Origin of the sequence: Devosia polycyclovorans, from assembly GCF_042181575.1 — a bacterium.
In the GTDB taxonomy this organism is placed as follows: domain Bacteria; phylum Pseudomonadota; class Alphaproteobacteria; order Rhizobiales; family Devosiaceae; genus Devosia; species Devosia polycyclovorans.
In genome coordinates this window covers 1,324,808-1,341,187 of sequence record NZ_CP170082.1, presented here as the reverse complement: position 1 = coordinate 1,341,187, position 16,380 = coordinate 1,324,808, and the positions used below count along the sequence as shown (strand labels likewise).

14 protein-coding genes are annotated in these 16,380 nt (G+C 59.9%); 5 read left to right on the top strand and 9 right to left on the bottom strand.

All coding sequences use genetic code 11. The features are described from left to right. Positions 1 to 12 precede the first annotated feature (12 nt). Complete coding sequence (locus tag ACE4RL_RS06805; RefSeq protein WP_375599748.1) at positions 13 to 705, top strand: FadR/GntR family transcriptional regulator; 693 nt, start codon at positions 13 to 15, stop codon at positions 703 to 705. A 365-nt stretch (positions 706 to 1,070) separates the two neighbouring features. Here the strand turns inward: ACE4RL_RS06805 and ACE4RL_RS06800 are convergent, their stop codons facing one another. From ACE4RL_RS06800 to ACE4RL_RS06790, 3 genes are all read right to left on the bottom strand, one after another. Continuing rightward, positions 1,071 to 3,260, bottom strand: a complete 2,190-nt coding sequence (locus ACE4RL_RS06800; protein WP_375599747.1) for a TRAP transporter permease — start codon at positions 3,258 to 3,260, stop codon at positions 1,071 to 1,073. A 99-nt stretch (positions 3,261 to 3,359) separates the two neighbouring features. After that, on the bottom strand, positions 3,360 to 4,334 hold the full coding sequence (locus tag ACE4RL_RS06795) for a TAXI family TRAP transporter solute-binding subunit (RefSeq protein ID WP_375599746.1): 975 nt from the start codon (positions 4,332 to 4,334) through the stop codon (positions 3,360 to 3,362). A 116-nt stretch (positions 4,335 to 4,450) separates the two neighbouring features. Beyond that, positions 4,451 to 5,365 carry a LysR family transcriptional regulator gene (locus tag ACE4RL_RS06790; RefSeq protein ID WP_375599745.1) on the bottom strand — a complete coding sequence of 305 codons (915 nt, stop codon included), beginning with the start codon at positions 5,363 to 5,365 and terminating at the stop codon, positions 4,451 to 4,453. 167 nt (positions 5,366 to 5,532) lie between these two features. On the opposite strand from ACE4RL_RS06790, the gene ACE4RL_RS06785 reads away from it, so the two are divergent. Both ACE4RL_RS06785 and ACE4RL_RS06780 read left to right on the top strand, forming a co-directional pair. Further along, the gene (locus ACE4RL_RS06785) at positions 5,533 to 6,606 is read left to right on the top strand and encodes a tartrate dehydrogenase (RefSeq protein WP_375599744.1); all 1,074 of its coding nucleotides are present in this window, start codon (positions 5,533 to 5,535) and stop codon (positions 6,604 to 6,606) included. Positions 6,607 to 6,711: 105 nt separating this feature from the next. Further along, positions 6,712 to 7,980 (top strand): glycerate kinase, encoded by a 1,269-nt coding sequence (locus ACE4RL_RS06780; RefSeq protein WP_375599743.1) that lies wholly within the window; start codon positions 6,712 to 6,714, stop codon positions 7,978 to 7,980. On the opposite strand, the gene ACE4RL_RS06775 is transcribed toward ACE4RL_RS06780, so the two are convergent. Genes ACE4RL_RS06775 through ACE4RL_RS06760 form a run of 4 tightly spaced genes read right to left on the bottom strand, consistent with a single transcriptional unit; the run spans position 7,977 to position 11,010 of the window. After that, positions 7,977 to 8,504: a DUF3299 domain-containing protein gene (locus tag ACE4RL_RS06775; protein WP_375599742.1), complete on the bottom strand. Its 528-nt coding sequence runs from the start codon at positions 8,502 to 8,504 to the stop codon at positions 7,977 to 7,979. The genes ACE4RL_RS06780 and ACE4RL_RS06775 overlap by 4 nt on opposite strands. Before the next feature lie 17 nt (positions 8,505 to 8,521). Next, on the bottom strand, positions 8,522 to 9,760 hold the full coding sequence (locus ACE4RL_RS06770; protein WP_375599741.1) for an ABC transporter permease: 1,239 nt from the start codon (positions 9,758 to 9,760) through the stop codon (positions 8,522 to 8,524). Continuing rightward, positions 9,754 to 10,452 carry an ABC transporter ATP-binding protein gene (locus tag ACE4RL_RS06765; protein WP_375599740.1) on the bottom strand — a complete coding sequence of 233 codons (699 nt, stop codon included), beginning with the start codon at positions 10,450 to 10,452 and terminating at the stop codon, positions 9,754 to 9,756. Before ACE4RL_RS06765 ends, ACE4RL_RS06770 begins: the two co-directional genes overlap by 7 nt. After that, complete coding sequence (locus ACE4RL_RS06760; protein ID WP_375599739.1) at positions 10,453 to 11,010, bottom strand: DUF2796 domain-containing protein; 558 nt, start codon at positions 11,008 to 11,010, stop codon at positions 10,453 to 10,455. 218 nt (positions 11,011 to 11,228) lie between these two features. Between ACE4RL_RS06760 and ACE4RL_RS06755 the strand changes: the two genes are divergently transcribed. Together ACE4RL_RS06755 and ACE4RL_RS06750 are read left to right on the top strand one after the other, a co-directional pair. Next, positions 11,229 to 12,542, top strand: a complete 1,314-nt coding sequence (locus tag ACE4RL_RS06755) for an MBL fold metallo-hydrolase (RefSeq protein WP_375599738.1) — start codon at positions 11,229 to 11,231, stop codon at positions 12,540 to 12,542. Between the two features lie 114 nt (positions 12,543 to 12,656). Next, the gene (locus ACE4RL_RS06750; RefSeq protein ID WP_375599737.1) at positions 12,657 to 13,646 is read left to right on the top strand and encodes an aldo/keto reductase; all 990 of its coding nucleotides are present in this window, start codon (positions 12,657 to 12,659) and stop codon (positions 13,644 to 13,646) included. Between the two features lie 84 nt (positions 13,647 to 13,730). On the opposite strand, the gene ACE4RL_RS06745 is transcribed toward ACE4RL_RS06750, so the two are convergent. Then, on the bottom strand, positions 13,731 to 14,783 hold the full coding sequence (locus ACE4RL_RS06745; RefSeq protein ID WP_375599736.1) for a DUF1593 domain-containing protein: 1,053 nt from the start codon (positions 14,781 to 14,783) through the stop codon (positions 13,731 to 13,733). A gap of 12 nt (positions 14,784 to 14,795) precedes the next feature. After that, entirely contained in the window at positions 14,796 to 16,316 is a 1,521-nt protein-coding gene (locus ACE4RL_RS06740) for a DUF4038 domain-containing protein (protein ID WP_375599735.1), read from the bottom strand. Positions 16,317 to 16,380: the final 64 nt, after the last annotated feature.

The following is a 16,380-nucleotide window of genomic DNA, read 5'->3' as shown; positions in this document are numbered from 1 at the left end:
AAGGGGAAGGCTATGAAGCTCCAAGCTGTTTCGAACCGTAAACTCTACATCCAGATTGCCGATCAAATCCGCGACCAGATCTTGAGTGGTTCGGTCGGGGCGGGACAGCAATTGCCGTCCGAGCGCGACCTGGCGCTGAATCTGGGCGTTTCCCGCCCCACTGTTCGTGAGGCCTTAATTGCCCTGGAAGTCGCGGGACTGTTGGAAGTGCGCGTGGGCGTAGGCGCCTTTGTAAAGGGGCCCGGCAATGAACGCGTTGCCTTGCCGGAGCTGAGCTCTTCTCCAGTGGAAGTGACCGCCGTGCGGCGTCTGCTGGAACCGGAAGCGGCCGCTCTGGCCAGCCAGAATATTTCCCCGGAAGGCACCACGAGACTGGCAGAGACCCTGCGCCGGATGCGCAGCGAAACAGCTTCGGGACAATGGTCGGTCGAGAGTGACCGCATGCTGCACATGACATTGGCAGACGCCTGCGGAAATGCGGTTCTGCGCGAAATGCTCGACGGCCTCTGGAAAGCCCGGGGCGACGAATTGGACACCCGGTTTCACCAGCACCTGGTCGAAACCGGCACTGTGCGTGAACATATCCTGGCCGATCACGAGGCCATTGTCGCAGCCGTTGTCAGCGGCAATGCCGACGCGGCCCGCAACGCCATGGCCCAACACCTGCAGTTCGTCGCCAACGCGATGCTGGACGCCTGGGAATAGATGGCCGCGTCTGTTCAGGACTAGCGCCGCAGTGGATGAGCAATGCGCTGAGCCGTTGAAATCTTGCAGCGCGGTACCCTACGCCGGTCGGCCGGACGGTCAGTCGAGATCACCTGGGGCGGATCAAGCCACCCCGCTTGGGATCGCCTCGGGTGCTGCTGTAGACATTGCCGAGCTTAGGCACGGCCCTTAACCGGTTCCAAATGGAAGCCGTGCCGGAATGCTCAATGCCGGGCCACGCAGATCGTATCGTTCTCAATCACATCCAACCGCTCGTGGAATCCGGAAACAGCTCGGCGGGGTCCGGAAGACCGACGTGCAGTCATCCGGACCCCAGACAGGTGAGCAAGTGCTCTGTCTTCACATCATTTGGACAGGACAGCCGCGTTCTGAGGAGACAGCCTTCTCTGCACCAAGTAGAGAGCGACGGCGGCCGCTACGCCGATTGCGTCCGTCAACCAGCCGGCTTCGATCATTGTTATACCTGCCGCCAAAAGACCGAGACGCACCCAGTTGTTTGCATGTCCGAAGAACCAGCCCTGGACCGATGAAGACAGCAGATAGACGCCCACTGAGGCAGTCGCGGTGACATGGATGGCGTCGATCCAGGTTCCTTGCAACAGCATGGAATCCGACAGGTAGAACATGAAGGGCACGATGAAGGCGGCCAAACCCAGCTTGAAGCTCTCCACACTGGTCTTGACCGGGTCTGATCCCGACAAGGCTGCACCGGCATAGGCGGCCAGAGCCACGGGCGGCGTGATGGCGGACATAACGGCGAAGTAGAAGATAAAGAAGTGCGCCGTCAGTGGCTCGATGCCAAGGTTGATGAGACCGGGTGCCATGACGCTGGCTGCAACGACGTAGGCTGCAGTAGTTGGCATGCCCATGCCCAGCACGATCGAGACGATCATGGCAAAGCCCAGCGCAAGCAGCTGGCTATGCTCTGCCAAGCCTAGCAGGACGGCAGAGAACCGCGAGCCGATGCCGGTAAGGGCGATCACGCCCACGATGATACCGGCGGTCGCACACACGGCAACAAGCTGCAGCGTCATCCGGGCACCCATTTCGAGGGCGCGGAAGAGCTGCATCGGGCCCATTTTGTGCGGCGTGAGCCAGGAGACAACAGCAGCCGACGCCATGGCCAGAGTGCCGCACCGAATGACGGAATAGCCGGCCAGCAACGACCCGATCAGCACCACGATGGGAGTGAAGAGGTAGATCTGACGCAGCAGCTTGCCGAACTTGGGTAGTGCCGAGCGCGGCAGTCCTTTCATGCCGTGCTTCTGCGCGGCCAGGTCCACCATGAAGTAGACCGAGAGGAAGTAGATGACGGCCGGTATGATGGCAGCGTAGACGATTTCGACATAAGGAATGCCGGTGATCTCCGCCATGATGAAGGCACCGGCGCCCATGATCGGCGGCATGATCTGACCGCCAGTGGAGGCAGCAGCTTCCACGGCCGCGGCGGTTTGGGGCCGGTAGCCGACCTTGCGCATCATCGGGATAGTGAGGCTGCCAGTGGCGACCACATTGCCTGCAGATGTGCCGTTGATCATGCCCATCAAGCCGGAAGCGAAGACCGAAACCTTGGCCGGTCCGCCACGCTTATGCCCAGCGGCCGCAAAGGCAAAATTGACGAAATACTCGCCCACCTTTGTCACCTGCAGGAAGGCCGCGAAGATGACGAACAGGATGATGTAAGTCGAGGAAATCGAGATTGGGGCACTCAGGATGCCGTTGTCGGTGAAAATATAGGTGAAGAAGCGTTTCACCTCATAGCCGCGGTGGTAGAAGATGCCCGGCAACCAGGGGCCCACAAAGGAATACGCAACGAAGACGCCTGCAATGATCACCAGCGCCATGCCGGCAAGCCGGCGTGTTATTTCGATGACCAGCAAGACGCCAACGATGGCGGCCCACATATCGGCAGGCAGTGCCATCGGCATGCCGGCGCGAAGCTGCAGCGGCCGCGCAAAGATAATGATGTAACCAATCGCAGCGATGGTCGCGAGCACCAGCAATATGTCGCCAAAAGCAACGCTGTGCTTGCGCTCATCGGGGAATTTCCAGCAGTGGATCATGGCCAGAAGCGTGCCCAGGAACAGGGGCAGGCCAAACAGGTCCATCGCCCAATCCGGCCCGCTCGGGGCGCCTGAGGACAAAGAGCTGGCCAGGATGACCGCGAACATTGCAAAGCCCAATAGGACGCCAACTGCGGCACCGGCCAGGATGAGCCGGGAAAGAGGTGAGCGCGCTACGGCACCGTCTGCCTTGATGTCGACTGCGCTGAAGATCAGAAACCCGAGAGCCAGGCCACCACCAACATGGGATAGACGATAGACCCAGGTTTCCAGAGGATAGACGTTCATGACCAGCAGGTGGAACACCGAATAGAGCACGCAGGCGCTCGCCACGAGCCAGTGTTTCGTCCCAAGGAATTCGCGTTGATTGCTGACGAGCGCCTCGTCATCGACATTGGCGGCAGCGTCTTCGAGACGAAGTTCGGTTTCCGCCACAGCGGACAACTCGATCTTTTTGTTGTTGTTTGACATGGCCAGCCTCCTCGGGGCCTTCTTGCCTGAACGGCACTTATGAAAAGGGGCGGAACACGATCATTCCGCCCCGAAAGTCTTAGCGCTGTGGGTCAGTGCTTACTTGAGTTCATCGGGGATAGTGAACCCATTTTCCTCGAACCAGCGCACAGCGCCCGGATGGAAGGGCATGAACGTGTTCTTGTCGATGTGCTCGGGGAGTGTCTCGACGGCTGCCTGGTGCACCTGCAGCATGCGGTCGTTGTTTTCCATGGCCAGCTTGGTGATCTCGTAGGCCAGGGATTCCGGCATGGATTCACCGGCAATGGCGAAGTTCCACAGGGAGACGGTTTCCACGTCTTCCGGCTGATCCTCGTAGGTGTTGGCCGGAATGGTGAAGGCCGACATGGCCGGCTCGGCGGCGAGGAACTTGTTGCGCTCTTCCTCGGTCATGCTGATGAACTTGACGTCGTTCTCGACGGCAAGCTGGGTATAGGCACCGGTGGGAATGCCGGCAGCATAGACGAAGGCGTCGATCAGGCCGTCCTTGAGCTGGCCGGCCGTATCGCTGGCGCCAGCGCTGGAAATGGAGACGCTCATACCGGCATTGTTGAAATAGCGCGGCCAGTAAGCGGCTGAAGTGCCGCTGGCTGGGCCAACGCCGATACGCTTGCCTTCCATGTCATCGAAGGAGTCGATGCCCGATCCGGTCAACACGGCGGCTTGGAGCGGGGTCTGGTACATGGGGAACAGAGCGCGGATCGACTTGTGCTCGACATCGGGCATGACTTCGCCCTTGCCGACCCAGGCGTCATAGGCCGGCCCCATGGTCACGAAGCCCATATTGTGGTCGCCGGTTTCCACCAAGGTCACGTTCTGGCCGGGCCCACCAGTGATTTCCACGCTGGCGTTAAGACCCAGCTCCTGTCCGATCATGGTGGCAAAGCCGCTGCCATAGGCGAAGTATGCGCCGCCCTGGCTGCCCGTACCGATGGTCAGCGTGTTGGGCCAACCTTCCTTATCCTGAGCGACGGCAGTCGACACCAGGCAGCCTGCAAGTGCGACCGATGCTAGAAGTTTGCATGTATGGATCATAAAATTTCCTCCCAAAGTTCTGTGCCACTCTCCAAAATGGCTTGAAAACAAAACTAAAAGGCTTGGTGCCTAAGCAGCAATGTCCTGACGTGTATATAACTTTTTTGAATAATCCGTTACGCAGAACTCTGGAAGTCTTCCAGGTGGCGGATCAAGCAGTCCAAGAGGGCGTCGCGCGCTGGGTCACGAACGTCGCGCACCCATGCTGCAGCTAGCGAGAGCTTGGTCATTGCCTGGCTGCTATGCGTTTCTATCGGAACGAACTTGACGTTGCCAACAGCGAACCGGGAGGCCCAGCGCGGCACGATTGCCAGGCCCAGCCCTGCACTGACGATGTTGACGATGGTCTGCTTCTCTTCCGCGATCTGGGCAATCTTGGCCGTCAGGCCAGCCTCTGCGAACAATTGAATGGTCAAGTCGTGGCTGTGGGGCCGAGATCCCCGGTCCGGCACGATAAGGGGTTCCTCGGCCAGATCTTCAATCTTTACGCTGCTGCGATCTGCAAGCGGATGGGATGTAGGAACAGCAACCACCGGCGTTTCATTGAGAAGGGGCCGGAAAACGATTCGGTCCGGGCGAACGTCAGGCGGACGGACGAAAGCGAGATCCAGTCTGCCGGACAAAAGCCGTGGCAGCAAACGAATGGTCTTCTGCTCGAAAAGCGTAACCTCGATATCTGGCCGCTCTGTCTTGAAGAAGTTGAGCAGTGGCGGCAGCAGGCCCGCCGCGGCGCTATCGATCGATCCCACCCGCAAGGTCAGGGAGTCGAGCCGGTCGAAATTATGGGCCTTGCCTTCGATGTTCTCAACGCGGTTCAGCAGGTCTTTGATGTCGTCCAGCAGTTCCGCTCCTACCGCGGTCAACGCGACATGACGCGTCGTTCGGTTGATTAGCCGGACACCCAAACTGTCTTCGAGATTGCCGATATAGCGGCCCAGAGAAGCCGGCAACATGTCCAGGCTTTGCGCGGCTCGGCCAAAATGAAGCTTTTCGGCGACGGCGACAAAACAACGAAGCTGTATGATTTCCAAGTGACCACTCCACCGCACTGGCGCCGAGATTATTCATCGTTATTGTATAATTCGCCACAGATTGAGAGGATGCAAGAGCCGTTCGTAGATTGCGACCGCATGGGGAGGCCGCTGAGCGAAAAGCGGAGGAGCGTCCCTCACGAAAAGCAACAACCTACGCGGGACACATGAAGACCTATAAAATCGCAGCCATTCCAGCGGACGGCATCGGCCCAGAGGTCATTGCGGCCGGATTGCAGGCCCTCGAAACCCTCGCCCGGCGCGATGGCGGCTTCACCGTTGATGTAACCCACTTCGACTGGGGTTCGGACTACTACAAGAAGCACGGCGAGATGATGCCGGCAAACGGCACCGATCAACTCAAGCCCTTTGATGCCATCTTCTTTGGTGCCGTCGGAGCGCCTGACGTGCCGGATCACATCACGCTGTGGGGCCTGCGCCTGCCCATTTGTCAGGGCTTTGACCAATACGCCAATGTGCGCCCCACCAAGATCTTGCCCGGCATCAAATCGCCGTTGGAAAACGTGGGGCCTGGCGACTTGGACTGGGTCATCGTGCGCGAGAACTCCGAAGGCGAATATTCCGGCCATGGCGGCCGCGCGCACCGCGGCCTTCCCGAGGAAGTTGGTACGGAAGTCGCGATCTTCACCCGCGTCGGCGTAACCCGGATCATGCGCTACGCCTTCAAGCTGGCCCAGTCCCGCCCGCGCAAGCTGCTTACCGTTGTCACCAAGTCCAATGCCCAGCGCCATGGCATGGTCATGTGGGATGAGATTGCTGCGGAAGTGTCTCGCGAATTCCCCGATGTGAAGTGGGACAAGATGTTGGTCGACGCCATGACTGTGCGCATGACCCTCAAGCCCAAAAGCCTGGACACGATCGTCGCCACCAACCTGCACGCCGACATCTTGTCAGACCTGGCTGGCGCATTGGCAGGCAGCCTGGGCGTGGCGCCGACAGCAAATATCGACCCTGAACGCCGTTTCCCCTCAATGTTTGAGCCCATCCACGGCTCGGCCTTCGACATAACAGGCAAGGGCATAGCCAACCCTGTCGCTACCTTCTGGACGGCGGCACAAATGCTCGAGCATCTCGGCGAACCGCAGGCCGCTCAGCGTCTGATGAATGCAGTGGAGCAGGTATCGGGCAATGGCATCATGACGCCAGACATTGGTGGCACCGCCAATACGCAGGAAGTGACGGATGCCGTTTGCGAAGCCATCCGCGCTTCGAACATCTAGCATGATTGCGGGTCGGGCCGACGGTCCGACCCGATACCGGCAATTGGCGAGCCGCGGCGCGCTCTAGCCTATCCTTCCAGAAAAATCATAACCGGGAGACACCCCATGTCGAAAGACCTGGATGATTCTGCGCGCGTCATGCTTTTGCGTCTTTTTGAGGCCTCCATCGCTGCCGCCGATCCCAGGCAGGCTGTGCTTGACAATCTTCCCGAAAAACCCAGGGGCCGCTGCGTGGTCATTGGGTCAGGCAAGGCTTCAGCAGTGATGGCAGCCGCATTGGATAGGGCCTGGCCAGACGTTGCCCTGAGCGGCATTGTCAGCACACGCTACGGCCATGCGGTTCCTGCCGGGCGCATTGCCGTTGTTCAGGCGGCGCACCCCGTTCCGGACGAAAACAGCACGCTCGCAGCGCAGTTGATGATGGACGCTCTGCGCGGGTTGACTGCGGATGACTTGGTCATTTGTCTTATGTCGGGTGGGGCATCCTCTCTGGCTGTCATGCCAGCCGATGGTGTGACCCTGGCCGAAAAACGCGCTCTCAACCAGCAATTGCTGATGAGCGGTGCCAGCATCACCGAAATGAACGCCATCCGCCAAAGTCTATCCCGGATCAAGGGCGGGCGCCTCGCGGCATTTGCCGGGCCAGCTCCGGTGGTGACTCTGGTTCTCAGCGACGTGCCGGGGGACGATCCCGCCGTCGTCGGCTCGGGGCCAACCATTTGTTCGCCACATGGGCCGGATCTGGCACGAGCCAGTGTCAGTCGCTACCAGCTCAAGCTGCCCGGCCATATCCGGGCGATTATTGGTTCGGCAGAGGCGCCTGCTCCGCGCCCGCAGGATCGACACCTGGTGATCGCCAGCGCAGCCCAATCGTTGCGAGCGGCCGCAAAGGAGGCCAATGCGCTAGGCTACAAGACGGTGATCCTCAGCGACGCCTTAGAGGGCGAGAGCCGTGAGATTGGCCGGGTGCTTGCGACCATGGCCATGTCGGCAGCGACATCGGGACTGCCGCTTAGCGGCCCGGCGGTCATTCTCTCAGGCGGCGAAACAACTGTGAGCGTCGCGGGTGATAGTGCAGGACGCGGCGGCCGCAACACTGAGATGCTGCTTTCGGCCGCCCTGCGCCTCAATAGCCATGAGCGCATCTGGGCCTTGGCCGCCGACACGGACGGCATCGATGGCGCCGGCGAGGCAGCCGGTGCCATTGCCACACCCTCCTCGCTTGATCGCTGTCGCCGGCTCGGGCTGAACCCGCAGGCCTATCTGGACGGTCACGACAGCGGAAGCCTGTTCGCTGCTTTGGGCGACCAGGTCATCACCGGTCCGACATTGACCAATGTCAACGACTTCCGCGCGTTCCTCATCGCGCCTTAGCGCTGGAATTTCTCAATCTGGGTCGCTGTCAGGTCATAGCCGACCTGAGCAACATCCGTGCGCCGAATGTTGGCAGACAATTGCCCGGTCACCAACACCGCTTCCCAGAGCTTGTCGCTGGGCCATGGCGTGTCGGTGGTTACAAATACCAGCTGGTTGGGCGGCGGTGGCGGCACGTGAATGCAGGCGCCGATAAACGGGACGAGCACGAAGCTGGTCGTGCCTGCGCTACTGACGTCTAGCGGGATTACATAGCCCGCAAGCGTAATCATCTTGCCGTCTAGTGCTGTATTGAGCTGAAGGCCGTTGTCATCGAATTCTGGAATCCAGATGTCCTTGACCCCATCGTACTCTCCGGTGGCAATTATCTCCCCGTAGGGGACGCCTTCCGGGATCAAGTCAGCCCATTTGATCCGCTGCGCTTGCTGGGCCCAGGCGGGCAACGACATCGCTAGAAGGCCAGCTCCGCCAACGGCGAGTGCCTTTCGACGCGAAAGACGAGAAGTGTGCGGTGAATTTCCCATTTCGAGCTCCAAATCACTCAATTTTTGATTGAAAGACCATCGGCCAAAGAAAGCTGATAGGCCCTTGCAGCCGGGAAAATGCTGGCAAGACCGGCAGCCGCCATGACCCCGCCAAGCAGCTTCAGCTCCTCGGGTCCTGGCCCCTGCATCGGCAGCCAAATGCCGAAATGGGCGTCGATAAGAGGCCGAGCCGCATAAAGCAGCCCATAGGTCCCCACCGCTCCGATAAGGCACCCGGCTCCCGCCATGATCATGGCCTCGAGCAGAAGCAGACCGAAAACGACGCCCGGCCTTGCGCCCATTGCCCGCAATATCGCCATTTCCCGGCGTCGCTCGTTCAGTCCGGAAAAAATGACGGCGATCATGCCCAAGAGGGCTGCGCCGACGACCATCAGGGAAACGGCGCGCAGAGCATCCTCTGCCACGCCGATGAACTGCCAGAGCTCCTGCAGCGTCAGGCCAGGCAGCACCGCCAGTAGTGGCTCACCGGGATAGGTGTTTATCCATCTCTGTACGTTGAAGATGTCGAGCCGGGAGCCGATGCCGACAAGGGCGGCCGTGACTTCCTTTGGTTGCAGCTCGGCCATGGCTGGCTCGGGCCCCGTAGGACTGCCGGCGCCCGGCCGCCACCCTCGATGGATGACTTCCATGCTTTCAAGGCTGATGAGTACGGTGCGGTCGATCGGCGTGCCGGTTCGCTCCAAAATCCCGGTGATCTTAAACGGCCTGTCATCGTGGTCGATAAAGGAGGCCAGCCCATGAGAGACCACGATCTCCTGGCCCAATTCATAGTTCAGCGTCGCCGCTACATCAGACCCGACCACCGCATGGTAGAGGCCCGTAAAAGCCGCACCTTGGTGCAACCCGATGCTCTGTCCGCCGCGATACCGATAGCGTTCGAAAAACGCGACACTGGTACCCATGACGCGGAATTCGCCATGGCTATCGCCCAGCGAGATCGGGACGAGCCAATCGACTTCGGGCCGCGCCGCTATCGCTTCCATGCTGTCCCAGGAAATGTTGTTGGTGGGATTGCCGATCTGAAAGATCGTGTAGAGCATCAACTGTACTGATCCCGAACGCGCGCCCACGATCAGATCTGTGTTGGAAATGGTGTTGGCAAAGCTTGCCTTGGTCCCGTCGCGCACGACATTCACCGCCAAGACAAGGCCGACGGAGAAGGCGATGGTCAAGATCGCCAAGACAACGGTCAGCGCCCGGGCGCGCATCGAGGAAAGGATCAGGCGTGTCAGCATGACATGTGGTCCTCACTCTGACCCGACCCCATTTCGATAACCCGATCAAAGTGTTTCGCCAGACGTTCATCATGGCTGACCAGGAGAATGCTCGACCCCTGCTGCAGCGCTTGGGATAAAACCAGGTCCATGAAGCGGTTCTGGTTGGCTCTATCGAGTGAAGATGTCGGCTCGTCTGCGACCAGCAGTTCAGGCGAACCAATGAGAGCGCGTGCTGCTGCTACACGCTGCTGCTGACCAACGCTGAGCTGACCAGCACTGCGGCAGGCATCAGTTTCTGGCAAGCCCAGGTCAGCGAGCATGTTCCGGGCCGCATCTTCAGGATCTGGAGTTCTTTTGCGGCGCTGCGGCGCAAAGCGCAAAGCGAGTAGGACGTTGTCCAGGGCGCTGGCATGCGGGATGAGATTGAACTGCTGGAATATGACGCCGACATGCTCGGCTCGCACGCCGTCGCGCCGCCGAGCGGACAATGCCGTCATGTCCTGGCCCGCCACAGTAATGCGGCCCGAATGGGGTACCAGTGTTCCGTATACCAGCCCGAGCATAGTGGACTTGCCCGATCCACTGGGCCCCAACACAAGCACCTTCTCGCCACGGTCCAGAACCAGATTGGGTATTTGGATGGGGTGTGCGTGGCGGTCCCAGCTGAAGACCACGTTCGAGAGCGAAAGAACAGGCGCGGAACTGCTCATTCATTGCCAGCTTGCTGACGGCATAGCAGGGGTCAGAAGCTGCTGGAACTGGCCGTTTTCGGTGACGACCTGCAGGTTCAGTTCCCGGGCGCTCGAAAATGCTGCGAAGAACGCGCTATCCAACCGTGTCACTGCGGCCGGATTGGCACAGGTGAATTCATATTCCACGATCACGTCGGCATGTTCGGTGTCGTGATCATGGTCATCGTCATGATCGTGGTGATCGGCAACAACCTGGTCTTCAGGCTCCGAGAGGGGCCCTTCAAACTGGGTATGTTCAAGTACACAACCGGCTTCCTCGGGAATTCCGAAAAGGCCGAGCGGGTCGCTGAGCTTTTCCTGGGCAGATGTAATAGCTGCGTGCTGTTCGTCTGTCTCGGCTTCGTGTTCGAAACCAATTAGGTCCATGGCCGGCGCATCAAGGCGCAGGGTCACAGCATTGCCCTCGCGCACGATCTGCAATGTGCTCGAACCATGCTCATGGATATCCTGAGCGTGGGCCGCGACGTTGCAAAGCATAAAAGCCGAGGCTGTGGTGGCAATCAGGCGGCGGGTCATATGTCCTCCCCATATGGCTCAGTCGAGACCGTTGCATCGCGTCCGGGGAGTGACCAGCGTACCGTCATTATACAATTTTCCGCAGCAATCAGATTGAACCAGAAATTTGTATAATTCTCGTCATATCGGCCTGCGCGCGCGATAGCTCCAAAGTCGGGACCGACGCCGCTGCACTAACAAAAACTAAGCAGCTGAGCGCCGTTTATTCGGAGGAGAAAATGAAAGCATCTCTTGCCGCCCTGACAGCGGCTCTGGCCGTTGGCACGGCTATGCCTACCCTTGCCATCGAGACCAAGGACATGGTCTCGGCGCGCCAGCACATCTTTGGTGCAGAACATGTTGATCCAGAAACTGGAGCGCTGGCTGAAGACAAGGTCATCTTTTCCTGGCTGTCTGCCGCATCTTTTGTGGCATCCGTCCAGGGCAAGGTGATCATGTTCGACACCTATGTGACCCGGCTCGAAACTGAACGGGGGCGCACGCCGCTGACGATCATGGACATCGTCAACATGAAGCCCGATGCCATCACGGTCAGCCATGGCCATGGCGATCATGCCGACAACGCGGTATTCATCGCCGCCCATAGCGGGGCGCCGATCTATGCCACGGCGGAGGCCTGCGGAACGCTGACCAATCTGGACTTTCCGCGCATGGCAGACGATCCGCGCATCCAGGATAATCCGCTCTATGCCTTCCCCGAAGGCGCCTCGGTCGATTGCGTGGCCGTGACCAGCGAAGGCTCAGTTCCCGGCACCGAAATCCTCAAGCTCCCGGTGCTTGAGCCCAATGCCTGTGTCGTCGGCTTCCGCCACCTGCACTCGGTTGCGGTGCCGCCCGATCCGGATTTCCCACCTACCCCCGTTGAAATCATTGTGGACGAGCGCGACCCCGCCCTTTTCCCCAACGGCACGCCGCTTTGGCCACGCCGCGCTGAAGCTGACTTTGTTCCAACTGATGACAAGCAGATCGACATCCGCACCACCAGCGGCGCCCCCGGCGGCCCGGAATCGCTGTTCTTCAGCGTCATCCTGCGCAATGGCAGCAACTTCTCGTTCGTCTACCAGAACACTGCCGGCGCGCTGAAAGAAGGCAAGGGGCGTGACTGGGATGGTACACCGGAAGACGGGCAGCGCATTCTCGACATTCTCAAGGCTCTACCCCCGACCGATGTCCAACTGGGCACCGCAGCCACCGGCAATTTCGAGAATAACGGTCTGCGCGACCTGATCATGTATCAGGATGCCCTGCGCCCCAAGATCTACATTCCCAACCACATTACCGACGGCACCAAGGCACGTGAGAGCTCGTCCATGTCGGTCTATGCTGGTTATGTGAATCAGATGGATCTGATGGGTGTGCCTCAGGAACAGCGTCCGCGCCTGCACTGGCTGGTCGATCCGGTCGATTACCTCAAGCCGATTGTCTACGACGTCGACAATCCCGCCTGGTCCGACCCGGCCAAGGACGACATACTCGCCGGATATTGCTCACCGCTCGAGAGTGAAGAAGCGGTGGAAATCGCGCTTCAGTGATCTGAAAATCCTCCCTGCCTGGCGCGGCCGGTTTTCCGGCTGCGCCCTTTTTTGTCGGGCGACGGCGAACTCCTGCGCTATAAGCGATTGCAGCCATCTAATGGGAGAGGTGTGGTGAAACCCAGAACGCTTGGACAAGGGCTCGAAGTGTCGCCCATCGGATTGGGCTGCATGGGGATCACCATGTCATTTGGTCCGCCCATGCGGCGCGACGACGCCATTCGCCTGATCCGAGCTGCCTCGGATCGCGGCATCACCCTATTCGACACAGCAGAAATCTACGGCCCTTTTGCCAATGAAGACCTGCTTGGCGAAGCACTCGCGCCGATCCGGGACCAGGTCGTCATCGCCACCAAATTCGGCTTCCATGTTGGTGAGGAAGGCGGATATTCCCGTCAGCTTGACAGTCGGCCAGCGCGCATCCGCACGTCAGTGGAGGGGTCACTCAGGCGGCTGCGGACTGACTGTATTGATCTCTATTATCAGCACAGGGTGGATCCCAAGGTGCCGATGGAGGACGTCGCAGGCACAATCAAAGACCTTGTTGCCGAAGGCAAGGTCAAGCATTTCGGCCTCTGCGAAGCGAGCGTGGAATCCATTCGGCGGGCCCATGCCATCCACCCGGTGACGGCGCTGCAGAGCGAATATTCGCTCTGGTATCGGGAGCCGGAAGTGGAAGTTCTGCCCTTGCTGGACGAGTTGGGCATCGGCTTTGTGCCCTTTGCGCCTTTGGGGAAAGGATTTCTGACCGGCACCGTAGCCCCTGGCGACATCTTTGGTGCGGACGATTTCAGGAGCACGCAGCCCAGGTTCTCGGCTGAGAACATGCGCGCCAATTCCGTGTTTGTAGACCTGATACGAAGTGTAGCGGCCCAGAGAAACGCTACACCCGCACAGGTTGCGCTCGCTTGGCTGATGGCTCAGCGGCCCCGGATTGTGCCTATCCCGGGAACGACCAAGATCACGCGGATTGAAGAGAACATTGCCTCCGCAAACCTGATCTTGGCCGCTGATGAACGGATGGCCATAGACAGAGCCCTGGCCGGTATGGAGACACAAGGGGACAGATATCCGGCCTCGCACATGGCACTGTCGGGCCGTTAGTCCGTCAGCGCGCCAGGGCTTTGCGTACGGCGACCGGTTGACAGCTTGATCAGTTGCGCTGCTGCAGTTCGGTTGCTCACCAACCTAGACCGCTACAGACCCTTTATGGTCTTCAACCATCCAATCTGCCCGCCGCTTCAGATCTTCCTGAACAGCACTTCTCCAGCGGTAAACCGTCTCCGCACCGGCAGGATCGTCCCACCAATGGTTCTTGTTCGGATCGGGTTGCACGAAACGTCCACCCCATCCATCCTGATCCGGCCGCTCGGGATCATTGACGCCAAAGACAGCGCCGAGCAGGTGCAGGAATGAAGGCGTATCGCCCTCCCAGATTCCGGGGAGATGGGCATTGAACCCGCTGCGGGGATAGGCGGCGCCCAGCGGCCCATGACCCTCCCGCAGGTGCTGGTTGGCCCAGTCGATGTCGCCCAGCGCATGGTCCGATCCAGGCGCGTTCCAGAACATGCCCTTGTAGTTCTCTTCCGAGACAATGACGAAGAGCTCGGGGAACTCATCCAGCAGCCAGTCGGCGGTATTGTCCTGTCGGGCGATCAGGTAGATTCGCAGTTTGGCCAGGAACCTCGCCAGCTCCTGGGGGCTGCGGGTGGCGCGTACTTTCCAGATGGCCTTGGCCACTTCCACCGGGCCGCCCCAGACGCAGACCCAGACCGGTCGGTCGTCGTCCTTGTCGACAATACGGATAATGGCCTCGGAGGCTTCGTTTTCGAGCCCCTCACCCAGCATCTGGTCGACCGGAATGCCGCCACGGAAATAGGGCGAGCCCCAGGTGCCATCCTGTCCCTGATATGTCACAGCCCGCAAAGCATCGGCCGTGGGATAGCGGGCGTCATGACGAGCAAGATTTGGCTGCACCTGCTCATAGATATCGAGCATGTCGAGGATGTGCTGCTTGACTGCGATATTGGCAAAGCTGCCGGCCGAGGCGATCAGCGCCTCGATCTCCAGATCGTTACTGCACATCAACAGTCGAACCATCGACTGAACGTCATCCGGATCGGAATAGCGCTCAGGCGGCTCCCCTTTCTGGTAGACGCTGCCCGGAATGACATCCACCGGGGGGAAATCGGTCATGACGATGACGCGCGGACGGATGGCGCTGCTGCTGGTGGCGGTCATGGCGTGCTCCCCTCAGCGCCGCGGCCGCACGCGCAAAGCCAGGTTTGGTTTGCCCGGAAGCTCGACGCCGAAGGCAGCGTCCGGCTCGCCGCCCCGCACGACGTCGCCGTGCCGCGTCGGAACCGATTCTGGCGCGGCGACCTTCTTGGCCGGAGTGATGGTCATGTTCCAGGTGTCGATGATATCGAGCTCGTAGTCGCCGTCCTCAAGCGGCAGGCCTGTTGACCAGATCACCGGGCGGTGCGCGCCGAAGTAGAAATAGCTGACCTCGCCGTCACGCGCCGCCGCGATGCTGCTCCAGGGATAGCCGGAGTGATAGATCTCCTCGAACGGCGTCAGGCCGTTCTTGGCATCTTCCTCGAAAATCTTGCGCATGAAGGCGATGCGCTTGGGGCTCTGGCCGTGCAACACGCCGCCCTTGGCCCACCACAGCACATCGTCCTCACGGCTATAGGTTTCGCCATGACCGGCATAGCCACCCTTGAGCATGGTCAGCCAGAAGCGGTGGACCACTTCCTCGGCGGTGATATTGCCCCAGGTCTGGATAATGTCGCCTTCGTATTGCAGCTCGTCATTGACCAGCGGCTTGCCGAAATCGGTGCGCCAGTTGACCGTGCGCTGCACATCGGGATGCTGGATGCACACATGATCGACCCAGGGCCGGCGGTGGTTGTAGAGCAGTTCCGGATTGCCCTGATGGATCGACTTGAGGTGCCGGTAAGGGTCGTTCTCCTCGATGACCTGGAAAAAGCGGTCCCACATTTCCATCGGCTTGGTGTTAAGCAGGAAGTCGTATTCATTGGCCAGCGACCACCACACATTTCGATAAGCGGCCAGCCGCGCGACCAGATATTTGAGATAGCGGTAGTCCTGCTCGGGGCTCATATCGGCATAGCCCCAGCGGTCGTAGGGATGGAATATGATGATATCGGCTTCAATGCCGAGATCGCCCAGCGCCGCCACCTGCTTTTCGAAGTGCCGGAAGGCCTTGAAAACCGGCTTGTCGAAGTCCTGCGTACCGTCGCCCTTGGATTCGTAGACGTGCAGCTCGGGCTCGTTCTCGTTATAGGGATAATGCTTGGGGAAGACACACATGCGCATCTTGTTGAAGCCCGCCGTTTCCAGCGTCTTCAGCGTCTGCGCCTGCAACTCCTGGGTCTGGTGGGTCCATACATAGCAGGTGGTGCCAAAGGGCAGGTACGGCGTGCCATCGGCGTAGCCGAAATGGAACTTGTTGCGCACGGAAACCGGACCATGCACGCCCTCTCGCGCGGCTGTTACCGTGAAACTGGCGGTCTGGTCGTTGAGCGCGGCGACATCCGACTCGGTGGTCAGCGACCATTCTCCCTCGATATCGGGCATGAGCCGGACCTTGAATATGCCCTCCCCGTCGTAAAAGCCGGGCACCCGGATCGTGCGGTTGGCATGCTTGAACACGCCCCAGAATTCGACGGCGACATAGGGATTGCCATCCACCTTGGCGGTGATGGTGTGTTCGAAAACATCATAGCGGGCGACGGTCTGGTCTGACATGGCTGGTCTCCGAATTGGGGCTGCCGTTCGCGCGGGCAGCAGGTATGTGGGGGTTGAAGTCGCT

Coding starts and splice junctions, on each gene's coding strand:
- ACE4RL_RS06805 (WP_375599748.1), top strand. CDS start 13: ATGAAGCTCCAAGCTGTTTCGAACCGTAAACTCTACATCCAGATTGCC.
- ACE4RL_RS06800 (WP_375599747.1), bottom strand. CDS start 3,260: ATGTCAAACAACAACAAAAAGATCGAGTTGTCCGCTGTGGCGGAAACC.
- ACE4RL_RS06795 (WP_375599746.1), bottom strand. CDS start 4,334: ATGATCCATACATGCAAACTTCTAGCATCGGTCGCACTTGCAGGCTGC.
- ACE4RL_RS06785 (WP_375599744.1), top strand. CDS start 5,533: ATGAAGACCTATAAAATCGCAGCCATTCCAGCGGACGGCATCGGCCCA.
- ACE4RL_RS06780 (WP_375599743.1), top strand. CDS start 6,712: ATGTCGAAAGACCTGGATGATTCTGCGCGCGTCATGCTTTTGCGTCTT.
- ACE4RL_RS06775 (WP_375599742.1), bottom strand. CDS start 8,504: ATGGGAAATTCACCGCACACTTCTCGTCTTTCGCGTCGAAAGGCACTC.
- ACE4RL_RS06770 (WP_375599741.1), bottom strand. CDS start 9,760: ATGCTGACACGCCTGATCCTTTCCTCGATGCGCGCCCGGGCGCTGACC.
- ACE4RL_RS06765 (WP_375599740.1), bottom strand. CDS start 10,452: ATGAGCAGTTCCGCGCCTGTTCTTTCGCTCTCGAACGTGGTCTTCAGC.
- ACE4RL_RS06760 (WP_375599739.1), bottom strand. CDS start 11,010: ATGACCCGCCGCCTGATTGCCACCACAGCCTCGGCTTTTATGCTTTGC.
- ACE4RL_RS06755 (WP_375599738.1), top strand. CDS start 11,229: ATGAAAGCATCTCTTGCCGCCCTGACAGCGGCTCTGGCCGTTGGCACG.
- ACE4RL_RS06745 (WP_375599736.1), bottom strand. CDS start 14,783: ATGACCGCCACCAGCAGCAGCGCCATCCGTCCGCGCGTCATCGTCATG.
- ACE4RL_RS06740 (WP_375599735.1), bottom strand. CDS start 16,316: ATGTCAGACCAGACCGTCGCCCGCTATGATGTTTTCGAACACACCATC.